The following is an 11,246-nucleotide window of genomic DNA, read 5'->3' as shown; positions in this document are numbered from 1 at the left end:
GCATTGCTAATCACCCGACGGAGCGCCTGACAGACGTGGTTGGCTTTCAGCCCCGTTGCTGCCCTTACCGGCCGATAGACCAAGTGGTGCAGCTTGGCGGTGTTCCAGCAGTTCTTTTGTTTGGCGGTGCCGAGAATCTGGTTGCAAGCATTCGCAAAGCCCTGCAAAGTGCGGTCAATTTCTTGACGCAACTCTTGTGGGACTATCAGCTTGCAACGTACAGAGATAGTCTGGCTCATGGGCTTATTGTAGTTTATCCAGACTTTTGACCAGCAAACCTATATGGAGGAGGGCTTTCCTCCCGACACCAAGCCTGCGGCTATGGTGCGGGCCTCCAGCCCGAAAATTTGGTGAGCAGCAAAACTTCTAGCGGCTGATCTCAACCCTCAGCTGCCCTACTTACCTACTTATTCCCTGCTTGTCCAAGAAAATCTAAAAAAAATGCACCAGCGCACGCTGGCGCAAGAGGGTCAACTTTTACCGGTCAGACATCGACCTAGACAAGGGCAGGGATCCGAGATCCTCCCAAGGCCTCCACCAATGCCCGCACTTGAGCCACCATGGCCACTTCATCCTGGAGCCGGCTGACAGCTTTGCCCACCCCTACACCTGAAGCGCCGGCAGCAATGGCCAAGCGCACCGTTACCGTCGAGAGGCCGGAAGCGCAGATAACCGGTACCGAGACGACACGGCTAATTTCATAGGCGGCGGCCAGGGTGGGGGCAGCCTTCTCGATCAGGCCCAGGGATCCCCCGTGAACCGGCTCGGCACTGGTGCTGCCCTCGGTTTGGATGAGATCGGCTCCCAGATCCTCCAGTTTCTCGGCCAATTCTGCCTGTTGATTCAGAGGCAGAGTGTGGGGAACGGTTACCGACAAGAGCGTGCGGGGCAGAAGAGAGCGGGTTCGGCGGGTAAGGTCTAGGACTTCCGCTGCGGAGAAGATGCGGCCTGAAGGGTAGAAGCTGTCGTAATTGCCGATCTCGGCCATGTCTGCTCCTGCCTGTACGGCTGCGGCCAACTGCTGCGGCTCCACCGCCGACACACAGATGGGCAGATCGATCTGGGCGCGTACCCGCTGCACCAATTCGGGGCTGGCAGCGATATCCACCCAAGTGGCCCCTCCCTGTTGGGCGGCGCGGGTGATGCTCAGAACCGACTGCAGGTCGAAGTTTTGCAGACCGCTGATGATCTTGAGGGCCCGACGTTGGGCCAGAGCGTCGAAAAGAGCAGCGTGAGAGGCAGTGGTCATAGGCTCGTCAGCTTGTGGAAAGGCAGTCTAAGAGGAGTGAAAACAAATGGCTGCTAAAACTGGGCTTGGGGAAGCCTTTGCTCAGTCTAGAGGGTTTGCCTCAATCCCACAAGGGATCCCTCTTTACCCCATCATCCCAGTCCTTTTGGCTCACCACAATTCTTCAATAGATTCAATAGAATAGGGATCCCTTCTTGCAAGCCATCATGTATCGCTCTCCCTTCCCCTTCCTGGGCCTGCCTGAGCCGGATCCGGAGATGGCCCAAGCAATTCTCCTGCCCGTCCCCTACGAGGCCACCACCTCCTATGGCAAAGGCACCGCCAAAGGCCCTCAGGCGCTGTTGCAGGCTTCTGCCTATGTGGAGATCTACGACGAGGTACGGGATCGCCAGCCAGCTCTTCACCCCGACTTCTCGGAAGAGATCTCCCGCTACTGGACGGCCCCCCCGGTGGAGTTGGAAGGTCTGGGATCTTCCGCCCAGGAGCTGGCTATGGCCGAAATCCAGCGTCGCGCTGCCGAGTGGGTGAGACCGGGGCGGTTCCTGCTTTCCATCGGTGGGGAGCACTCCATCACCGGGCCGCTGATTGCTGCCCACCTGCCCCATTATCCGGAGCTGCACGTGCTGCAAATCGACGCTCACTGCGACCTGAGAGATAGCTACGAGGGATCCCGCTATTCCCATGCTTCTGCCATGGCCCGCGTGGTGGAGCAAGTGGGCAGCCGCCTCACCCAAGTGGGGATCCGCTCCATCTGCGCCGAAGACCGCCAGGCCATTCGCGAGCGCCGTCTGCACACCTTTTTTGCCCACAGCTTGCACACCAAGCCAGCCCAGGAGTGGATCCCAGAGGTGATTGCCACCTTGGGCCCCCAGGTTTACCTGACGGTGGATGTGGATGGGCTGGATCCCGCTGTTGTGCCAGCCACCGGTACCCCCGAACCTGGCGGCTTGGGCTGGTGGGAGACGGTGGAGCTGATCCGGGCGCTAGGACAGCAACGGCAAATCATCGGCGCCGATGTGGTCGAGCTGTCGGTCACGGGAGAACGGGAAACCGATCGCCGCAGCGCCTTCACGGTCGCCAAACTGGCCTATCAGATCTTGGCTGCGGCCTTGGGTTAAGCTCAAGAAGAGCTTGTCCGGCCATCCCCGGGGCACCTGTTCGAGTTCTTTAGGTTTTTGGGTAACACACCTGTGAAATCGGCCCACCCCCGTCGTCCTGCTTTTGAACTTCCCGCTTTGTCCTGGATTCCCTTGGTGGGTGGGGCATTGCTGCTGATCCTCTTGGCCACCTTGCTGCAGTGCTTGGTGGTGGTGCCTGCCGGCACACGGGCCGTGGTGTTCAACTCCCTGACGGGGCTGAAGCCGCAGCCGCTGGGAGAAGGGCTGCACCTCCTGCTGCCGCTGGTGGAAACGCCTATCTTCTACGACGTGCGCACCCAAACCTACACCATGGCCTCCCAACGCTCCGAAAACCAGGGGGATGATGCGTTGAAAGTGCTCAGCGCCGACGGCCAGCAGATCTCCCTCGATGTCTCGGTGCGCTTTCGCTTGGATCCCGACCAAGTGGCCCACCTGCACCAGACCATTGGCCCTTCCTACGTGGACAAAGTGATTCGCCCAGAGGTGCGGACGGTGGTGCGTAATGAACTGGCTTTGCACCGCGCCATCGCCGTTTTCTCGGAAGAACGCGAGCAGATCCAGGAAAATGTGGAGCGGCAGCTCTCCAGCATTTTTGCTGAGAATGACCTGATCTTGCAAAACGTGCTGCTGCGCAATGTCCGCTTCTCCGACCAATTCCAAACGGCCATCGAGCAAAAGCAAATTGCCGAGCAAGAGAAAGAGCGGGAACGCTTCCTCGTGGAAAAAGCAGAGCTGGAAAAACAACGATTGGTGATCCTGGCAGAAGGAGAAGCCCAAGCCATTCGGCTCCAGGGGGAAGCCCTGAAGCAAAACCCAGAAGTGGTGCAGTTGGACTACGCGCGCAAACTGGCGCCCGGCACCCGCGTGATCATCTCCCGACCGGATCCCTGGCAGCGGTAGCGGACAGCCCGTTGGCTCTGGGTTCTGCAAAAATCTATCCCAGAGCATTGTTGCCAATTGGAACGAGAATGGGGATAGAGATCCCCGGCCTGCTGACCTGACGATGCCCCTTGACGAGCAGCTCATCCACAGCCGCATTCAGGCCATCCGAGCCCAGATCCCAGACCATGTGGAGATCATGGCAGTGAGCAAAGGCTACAGTGCCGACCACATCCGCGCCGCCTATCGGGCTGGGATCCGCCACTTTGGGGAGAGTCGAGTGCAAGAGGCCGCCGTCAAACAAGGGCAACTGCAGGATCTGACCGGCATTGTTTGGCACTTAATTGGGCATCTGCAGACCAACAAAGTAAAACCAGCCCTTAAGCAATTTGCCTGGATCGACAGCGTCGATAGCTTGCGCCTGGCCAAGCTGATCAACCAAAAAGCCTGGGAGCTGCACCTCACCCCCAAGCTTTGCCTGCAGGTTAAATTGGCTCCGGATCCCAATAAGTTCGGCTGGCTCATCCCCGATCTGTTGCAGAGCCTCCCCGAACTGAACCAACTGCTGCAGGTGCAAATTGTGGGCCTGATGACCATTTTGCCTTTGGGCTTGAGCTCAGAGGCGGCCCTAGACCTGTTTCGCAAGCTGGCCGAACTGGCCGATTACATCCAGCGCAGCGGCTATGAACATCTGCAGGTGCACACCCTCTCCATGGGCATGTCCGACGATTACCCCCTGGCGGTGGCAGCAGGCTCTAACTTGATCCGACTGGGGCGTGCTTTGTTTGCCGACGCCGAGCGGAAATAGATGTGGCCTCTGTGAAGCTGTTAAATTGTGATTAAGTTTTGTGTAAAGCCGCGAACTCCGGAGTCGCCCTGCGGGGTACCTTCGGGGCGAGAGTTTGGCTTGGCTCGATCAAAAGCGGGGGGATCCCGCCCAGGATTTGCCCTATTGGGGAAATTTTGGGGAAATTTGCAATCATTTGCGTTACTTCCGTTAACGTGGGCTCAATCCAGACGGGGAGCAGAGTTCAATCCTGCCAAACAACGGCTTGGCAAGTGAGATGACATCTTCACTTCTTCTGGGTAAACTCTAGTCGTCGAATCAATGGGGTTTTGTTAACCTACGTTAGCCCCCACCTGCTTCGGCAGCTTCCTGAGCAAACCCTGTCTCAGCCTATTGAAAGACTTTGACCGAGAATAAAAGGACGCCCCCTAGCTTGAGTGAGCCACTCAGGATCCAATCAAGAGCCTGAATCCTACGCTCGCCGTAAACCCATGACCTGTAGTGAGGATGTGCATATGAATGTCAATGGAATCTGGAGCAGGGTAAGAGATTTTGTGGGTCTGAATGATCCCGTGGACGGCCTGGAGGAGTACTCTGAAATGGAAGGGCAGGATGATTACCAACTGCTCTACGAGGGACGCCGTTCCCAACCGGCTGCTCCCCCCGAAGAGGAGGAAGTGAGTACCCTTCCGCGAGGGCGGCGGCAACGGGGAGTGGAAGGGGGGGAGGGCTCTGCCGGTCGAGAAGAGTCGCGGGGCCATCGGCGCAGTCAGCATCGGGATCGCTCAGCAGGGGGCAGTATGGGGAGCAACGTGATTGGATTACCGGGCGTAAACCCACCCACCAGTGAAGTGGTGGTGATGGAGCCGCGCAGCTTCGATGAGATGGCTCAGGTTATCCAGTACCTACGGGAGCGCAAGACGGTGATCCTGAACTTGACCCTAATGGATCCCGCTGAGGCGCAGCGCTCTGTGGATTTCGTTGCCGGCGGCACCTACGCCATCGATGGCCACCAAGAGCGCATCGGAGAGAACATTTTTTTGTTCACCCCCAGCACGGTGATGGTTTCCACCCCCAGTAGCCAAGTGGTGCAGCCGCTGCAGCGCCCTTTGCAAAGCCCTACCCCCCTCTGGCCCAGCACCTATGAGCATCTGCAGGCAGTAGGTCAGCACTAGTTGCTATGGAGCGGCCACTGCTAAGTGTTATCGGGGGTGGAGCCATGGGATCCGCCCTGCTGCGGCGTTGGGTGGCTGTGGGAGTTTATCCTGCAGCTCAGATGGCTTTGCGGGAGCCTGATCTGGATAAGGCTGTGGCCCTGCAGCAGGAGCTGGGTATCCGATTGTTGGCGGATCCATCCCAGGCGGGAGAGTCTGAGATTCTGTTTCTGGCCGTTAAACCGCAGCTCTTCCCGACAGTGGTGGCTGAGATGGGCCGGCTGTCCGCCACAGAGCTGGTGATCTCGATTATGGCCGGGATCCCCTTGCAGCAGTTGCAGCAGGCTTTTCCCAAGCAAAAGGTGGTGCGCACGATGCCCAACACGCCGGCGCTGGTGGGGGCGGGCATAACGGCCATCAGCTACGGGCCAGGGGTGACGCCTATGCAGGTGGAGCAGGTGGAGAAGCTGTTTCGCGCGGTGGGCGAGGTGGTGACGGTGGCCGAAAGCCAGATGGATGCGGTGACGGCACTTTCGGGTTCCGGGCCGGGGTATCTGGCGGTGATTCTGGAAGGGCTGATCGACGGAGGGGTACAGGTGGGGCTGCCGCGTCCCATTGCTACCCAGTTGGCCCTGCAGACCTTGGCGGGTACTGCTGCCCTCTTGCAGCAAGAAAATCTGCACCCTGCCGTTCTCAAAGACCGGGTCACCAGTCCAGGGGGGACGACCATTGCCGGGATCCAAGCCTTGGAGCAGGCGGGGGTGCGGGGAGCCCTGATGCAGGCAGTGCGAGCGGCCTACGAGCGCTCTTGCCAGTTACAGGGATCCTAGCGGGCCAGCAGCCCTTGCCAGAGGGGACGGGTGATCCAATTCCACCCCACCTTGAGCTGGTGTTCTAGGGTGGGCAGGCGCACCAGATAGGCAGTTCGCCGCGCCAAATAGCCCAGGGGGCCGGTCAGGGTGAGGCCGCCAAGGGCAGAAAGCACCGCCGTATCCACCCCCAGGCTGAGCATTTCCCCCAAGGAAAAGTAGCGAAAGGGCAAGAGAGGCCGCTCGCGGGTGAGCAACGCCCACAGGTTCCAGGCGCAATAACCGGCCTGTTGAAAAGCCGCTTGGGCTGTGGCCGGCACCGGCTTGCCCTCCGCATCCACCACCGCTGCTGCATCTCCCAAGGCAAAGATCTCTGGGAAGGTGGGGGTTTGTAGGGTGGACAAAACCTGTAGCCGTCCCCGCTCCGTTTTGGGCAGATCCAAATTGGCAATCACCGCTGCCGGTCGGGTTCCGACAGTCCACAGCACAGCATCCACAAGATCTGTGGCGATCTCCTGGGTCTCCAGCCGTTGCAGCTGCAGATGGAAGGGAGGGGCGCCGTTCTCGCCAAGGGCCTCGATGCCCAAGACCTTGGTTTGCAACTCCACCTGCACCCGCCGTTGGGCCAGCGCCTCTTGGGCCGCCTCCCGGCTGGAGGGAGCAAAGCCGGACAAGATTTGGGATCCCAACTCGATGAGGCGGATCCGTCCCCGCCAGCCCAGCCGATCTGCCAATTTGCAGGCCAGTTCCACGCCACTGGCCCCTGCTCCTGCGATGGCCAGAGCCACAGGCTGAGCCGGATCCCGGTCTTCCAACGCCTTCAGGTGGGCGCGCAGCCGCTGAGCATCTGCCAGGGTGCGAAAGGGAAAAGCAAACTCCGCCGCTCCCGGAACGCTCTCCAGAGGGGTTTCTCCCCCCAGCGCCAGCACCAGCGCGTCGTACTCCAAGCTTTGCCCATCTTCCAGCTCCACGCGGCGGGCTTGAGGGTCAATGGCCTGGACAGATCCGCGGCGAAACTGCACCGATCCTGGGGGCAGCAGATCTTGAAAACGGGGGGCCACCTCCCAGTCTTCCATTTCTCCGGTGAGCAGCTCATAAAGCAGGGGGGCAAAGACGAACCGCTCCTGCCGATCGACCAAGGTGATCTGAGGTGGTTCTGGCCAGGGTTGCCGGCTCAGTTCCAAAGCTGTGTACAACCCGCCAAAGCCGCCCCCAAGAATGCAAATGCGATTCATGCTCGGATGGTTCACGTGACGTTATCAGACGTTATCAAAGTTGCGCGAAAGGCCCCGACTTAACAATCACACCCTGCTGATGCAGAAGGGGCAACGAGGGATGGCCCACCTTGGGCTTGAATTGATTTAAACTTTCCCGGCTAGACTTCTCCAGCGTAGTCTGTGTTGCCCCAGCTTTGCCAGCCCGGCATTTCCGACGGGGAAGCCCGTCGCTCGTCCAGCCAAGTTTGGAGAATTACCGCCGCCGACTGCTGATCGATTAAGCCCTTCTGGGCTTTGGCCGGGATCCCCGCCTCGCGCAGATCCCACTCCGCCTGCACGGTGCTCAGGTATTCGTTGACGGTAACAATGGGAAGATCCACGGCCACCTGCAAAGCGCGCACGAACCGCTGGACTTTGCGGGCCTGGGATCCCACCGACCCATCCGCCAGAAGGGGGATCCCCACCACCACCACGGTGGCCTGGCGGCGGCGGATCCACTCCTGCACTTGGGCAATATCCTCTGAGAGGGAACGGCGCTGGATGACCCCCAAGCCGGTGGCCAACAGCCCCAGCCGATCGGAGCCGGCCACGCCGATGCGACGGTTGCCCACATCCAACCCCAGCGCTGAAAGGGGATCCCTTGTGGCAGAATAGTTCAGGCTTATCGACATCCTTGCTGATCTTTATGGCTGCCTGGCCCCCTTTGGGGCTTGCAGTTTCCGTTCCCCTATCCTCTCTCGATGACCCTGTTTGGAGCAACACTCGATGACCAGCGCTACCCTGTCTCTCCCGAAGCATGAAGTGAAAGATCTGAACCTCGCCCCCCTGGGCAAGCAACGGATCCAGTGGGCGGCGCGGGAGATGCCGGTGCTGGCCCAGATCCGGGAGCGCTTTGCTCAAGAAAAGCCCTTTGCCGGGCTGCGCTTGGTGGCCTGCTGCCACATTACGACCGAAACGGCCAACCTGGCCCTGGCTCTACAAGCAGGGGGGGCGGATAGCGTTCTCATTGCCAGCAATCCCCTTTCCACCCAAGACGATGTGGCCGCCAGCCTGGTGGCGGACCATGGCATTTCGGTGTTTGCCCTCAAAGGAGAAGATGTGGCCACCTACCGCCGCCATGTCCAGATTGCCCTAGATCACCGCCCCAACCTGATTATCGACGATGGCGGAGATGTGACGGCGGAGCTGGTGCAGCACCGTCAGGAGCAACTGTCGGAGCTCATCGGCACCACGGAAGAGACCACCACTGGCCTGGTGCGCCTTAGGGCCATGCTCAAGGCGGGGGTGCTCAGCTTCCCGGTGATGACCGTCAACGACGCCGAGACCAAACACCTGTTCGACAACCGCTACGGCACCGGCCAATCCACCCTGGACGGGATCCTGCGCTGCACCAACATTCTTTTGGCCGGGAAGACGGTGGTGGTGGCTGGCTACGGCTGGTGCGCCAAGGGAGTGGCCATGCGGGCCCGCGGCATGGGATCCCAGGTGATTGTCACGGAAGTCAACCCGGTGCGGGCTCTGGAGGCGGTGATGGACGGCTTCCGGGTGATGCCGATGGAAGAAGCCGCTGCTCTGGGGGACATCTTCATCACCGTCACCGGCAACAAGCACGTGATTCGCGGCGAGCACTTCGACCGCATGAAGGATGGGGCGATGGTCTGCAACGCCGGCCACTTTGACATTGAAATCGACCTGGTGGCGCTGCAGGAGCGGTCGGTCTCCCGACAGACGGTGCGCCCCTTTGTGGAAGAATACCGTCTGCAGTCGGGCAAGTCAGTGGTGGTGCTGGGGGAAGGCCGCCTGATTAACTTGGCTGCTGCCGAAGGGCACCCCGCCAGCGTTATGGACATGAGCTTTGCCAACCAGGCCCTGGCCTGCGAATACCTGGTGAAAAACCGGGGCCGCTTGGCCCCAGGGCTTCACCCCATTCCTCTCGAGGTGGACGAGGCCATCGCCCGCCTCAAGCTCAAGGCCATGGGGATCCAAATCGACAGCCTCACTCCAGAGCAGATCGAGTACGGCAACACCTGGACTGCCGGGACTTGAGGGTGGGTGCTGGCGCTACGAACCTGAGATACATCCTAAAACCTGTCGCACCTGGGCCAACTCGTCAGCAGGGAGGCGAGCTTTCAACTCCTTCTCCCAGCGATCCAGCCAGTTGCACAGTACCTCCGGCAGACAAACCTTTTGGTTATAGAGCTCACACACTACCCAAAGGCTGCCGTGGACGACAACGCCGCTCTCCGCGCAAGCTCTGCGCAACCGGCCATCGTTGGAGAGGAGCGTAGAGCTGCTGGTACGGCAGTAGTGAAGACACAATGCGTCAGCTATCGACAACCCACTTTTCTTCAGAACCATTGCCTCTGGAAGCCACGTTTCCTGCACCTGGACAACCTGCACGCCCAAAGCAAGAACCTGGGACTTGCAAGGGTCATCGACTTCTGCCAGTACCACGTCAAGCACCTCCAGACTTGCCAACCTCGCTAAGGATTCCAGCCCCCCAACCTTGGCGAAGTCAATGAGGATGTTGGCGTCAGAAAGCAAGGTCATTAGGGGCTGCTAAAGAGCACTTGCGCCGTTCGACCACCAAAACGAAGCTCGCTTGCGGATATACTCCATTGAAACCCCCAGCACTTCTGCAGCTCGGGAAGCGCTCACAACCTCAAGGGAGAGAGCCTGAAACACCAGCCGCTCAAGGCGGGATTTGGGCAGTTGGCTCTGGTCGTTCTGCCAAGCCGGGTTGTAAAACTCGCGCCGTAGCTCAAGCGGCTCTTTGTCTTTTCCGTATTTCTTGTTCAGTACACCGATCTGTTGGCCACATTGCTTGCGAGAAATGATACCAATTTGAGCGGCTCGCACCAGGACAGTTCGCATGCTGACGCTATATCTGAGCTTGAGGTCAAGCAGCATGGCCTCAGGAACCCAGCGGTGGCGGAATGCCTGAAGTTCTCGCTCAAGGACGTCACGCGGCAGCAGCACTGCCCCGGCCAAATGGTTGGCGAGTTTCTCCCTAGTGCTCCGCACCGCTGTCACGAACAGCTTGCCATCCACAGCCTTTTCTGGGTGCGCGAAGTCCTGGCGATGGCAGATGAGGTGAGCCAACTCGTGTAGAGCGGTGAAAAACTGCCGTTCAACAGGGTGATTGTCGTTGACGACGATAACTGCTCCAAGCGACTCGGTGTAAGCTGAGAGCCCACTGACACGGGCTGGTAGGGGGGTCAGGAGGATCTTCAAACCGCGCTCCTCAAGTCGGGCAATGACATCTCCCAGAGGAGCATGTTCTACCCCTAGAAAGTCTCGCACGTCCCCAGCGTAGCGCTCCACTGCATGCGGATCATAGGTCTCCACCGGCATTTGGGGCGGTGACACAGCAACCTCACCAATCTCCTCCTCGATCTCGGCATAGGCTAGGGCTCGCTTAAGCACCAGAGCTTTGAGCGCGGGGGTGAGAACTTTTGGGTCATCTGCTCTAAATAACAGAGTCGGTTCCGTCTGCGCTGGCGGGATGGATCCCTTGGACTTGGCCTGACCATCACAGTCGGGCGGTGGGGGACAAGCGGCATTTTGTTCGAAGAAGACCTCAAGCGGCACCCCCAGCGCACGGGCAACAGCAGCCAACTGACCAATGGAGGGCATGCACTCCCCTTTCTCACAGGCCGCAATGGCCTGCAGGGGCAGCCCAACTTTGTTAGCCAGATCGGCCTGGCTTAAGCCCTTGTATTCGCGGAGTAACTGGATGTAACCAACGTTGATCATAGGCAGCACGATGTGCTCCACTGTAGTAACCCAAAGGCAGTCGGTGTTCATCGGCAGGCTTTCAGGGTGTTTATGGTCATTTCGACTCAAACTAGGCCGCTGTACCCACACCTAAAATGTTGACTGCACGGGGCCAGAAGGCTTTTCAAGGACTCCGTCCCGCTGGCGCGATCAATGGCCCAGGGGTCTCACCTTAACCTGAGAATCACTATGTTGATTTCGACTCCGACAGGCTAGCCAAAGGCCCACCAATCTG

The 11,246-nt window shown here is 59.5% G+C and carries 11 protein-coding genes and 1 pseudogene; 6 read left to right on the top strand and 6 right to left on the bottom strand.

What is annotated here, in order from left to right; translation table 11 throughout:
- Together ACVWZ1_RS07095 and ACVWZ1_RS07090 are read right to left on the bottom strand one after the other, a co-directional pair.
- Window positions 1-239, bottom strand: a pseudogene (locus ACVWZ1_RS07095) (RNA-guided endonuclease TnpB family protein); the annotation flags it as partial.
- Between the two features lie 257 nt (window positions 240-496).
- Entirely contained in the window at window positions 497-1,249 is a 753-nt protein-coding gene (locus ACVWZ1_RS07090) for a DUF561 domain-containing protein (RefSeq protein ID WP_011433343.1), read from the bottom strand.
- Between the two features lie 194 nt (window positions 1,250-1,443).
- On the opposite strand from ACVWZ1_RS07090, the gene speB reads away from it, so the two are divergent.
- The 5 genes from speB (at window position 1,444) to proC (ending at window position 6,038) form a co-directional block, all read left to right on the top strand.
- Window positions 1,444-2,367 (top strand): agmatinase, encoded by a 924-nt coding sequence (gene speB, locus ACVWZ1_RS07085; protein WP_457502950.1) that lies wholly within the window; start codon window positions 1,444-1,446, stop codon window positions 2,365-2,367.
- A gap of 72 nt (window positions 2,368-2,439) precedes the next feature.
- Window positions 2,440-3,288, top strand: coding sequence for a prohibitin family protein (locus tag ACVWZ1_RS07080; RefSeq protein WP_011433345.1), 849 nt, complete (start codon window positions 2,440-2,442; stop codon window positions 3,286-3,288).
- Between the two features lie 103 nt (window positions 3,289-3,391).
- A complete protein-coding gene (locus ACVWZ1_RS07075) occupies window positions 3,392-4,075 on the top strand; it encodes a YggS family pyridoxal phosphate-dependent enzyme (protein WP_457502949.1) in 684 nt (227 codons plus the stop codon).
- Window positions 4,076-4,653: 578 nt separating this feature from the next.
- Entirely contained in the window at window positions 4,654-5,229 is a 576-nt protein-coding gene (locus ACVWZ1_RS07070) for a cell division protein SepF (protein ID WP_457502953.1), read from the top strand.
- Between the two features lie 5 nt (window positions 5,230-5,234).
- Window positions 5,235-6,038: a pyrroline-5-carboxylate reductase gene (proC, locus tag ACVWZ1_RS07065; RefSeq protein ID WP_414406668.1), complete on the top strand. Its 804-nt coding sequence runs from the start codon at window positions 5,235-5,237 to the stop codon at window positions 6,036-6,038.
- Here proC and ACVWZ1_RS07060 read toward each other — a convergent pair.
- The gene (locus tag ACVWZ1_RS07060) at window positions 6,035-7,252 is read right to left on the bottom strand and encodes an NAD(P)/FAD-dependent oxidoreductase (RefSeq protein WP_414419352.1); all 1,218 of its coding nucleotides are present in this window, start codon (window positions 7,250-7,252) and stop codon (window positions 6,035-6,037) included. The two genes, proC and ACVWZ1_RS07060, sit on opposite strands and share 4 nt — an antisense overlap.
- Window positions 7,253-7,392: 140 nt before the next feature.
- On the bottom strand, window positions 7,393-7,905 hold the full coding sequence (ruvX, locus tag ACVWZ1_RS07055) for a Holliday junction resolvase RuvX (RefSeq protein WP_457502948.1): 513 nt from the start codon (window positions 7,903-7,905) through the stop codon (window positions 7,393-7,395).
- Between the two features lie 94 nt (window positions 7,906-7,999).
- Here ruvX and ahcY point away from each other — a divergent pair, with 94 nt between their 5' ends.
- Window positions 8,000-9,280, top strand: coding sequence for an adenosylhomocysteinase (gene ahcY / locus ACVWZ1_RS07050; protein WP_414351063.1), 1,281 nt, complete (start codon window positions 8,000-8,002; stop codon window positions 9,278-9,280).
- Window positions 9,281-9,295: 15 nt separating this feature from the next.
- Here ahcY and ACVWZ1_RS07045 read toward each other — a convergent pair whose 3' ends face one another.
- Both ACVWZ1_RS07045 and ACVWZ1_RS07040 read right to left on the bottom strand, forming a co-directional pair.
- On the bottom strand, window positions 9,296-9,784 hold the full coding sequence (locus tag ACVWZ1_RS07045) for a hypothetical protein (RefSeq protein WP_414421600.1): 489 nt from the start codon (window positions 9,782-9,784) through the stop codon (window positions 9,296-9,298).
- 9 nt (window positions 9,785-9,793) lie between these two features.
- Window positions 9,794-10,990: an ImmA/IrrE family metallo-endopeptidase gene (locus ACVWZ1_RS07040; protein ID WP_457502947.1), complete on the bottom strand. Its 1,197-nt coding sequence runs from the start codon at window positions 10,988-10,990 to the stop codon at window positions 9,794-9,796.
- Between the last annotated feature and the right edge of the window lie 256 nt (window positions 10,991-11,246).

This window comes from Thermostichus sp. MS-CIW-25, assembly GCF_054060015.1.
This window is presented reverse-complemented; position numbering and strand designations above follow the sequence as displayed.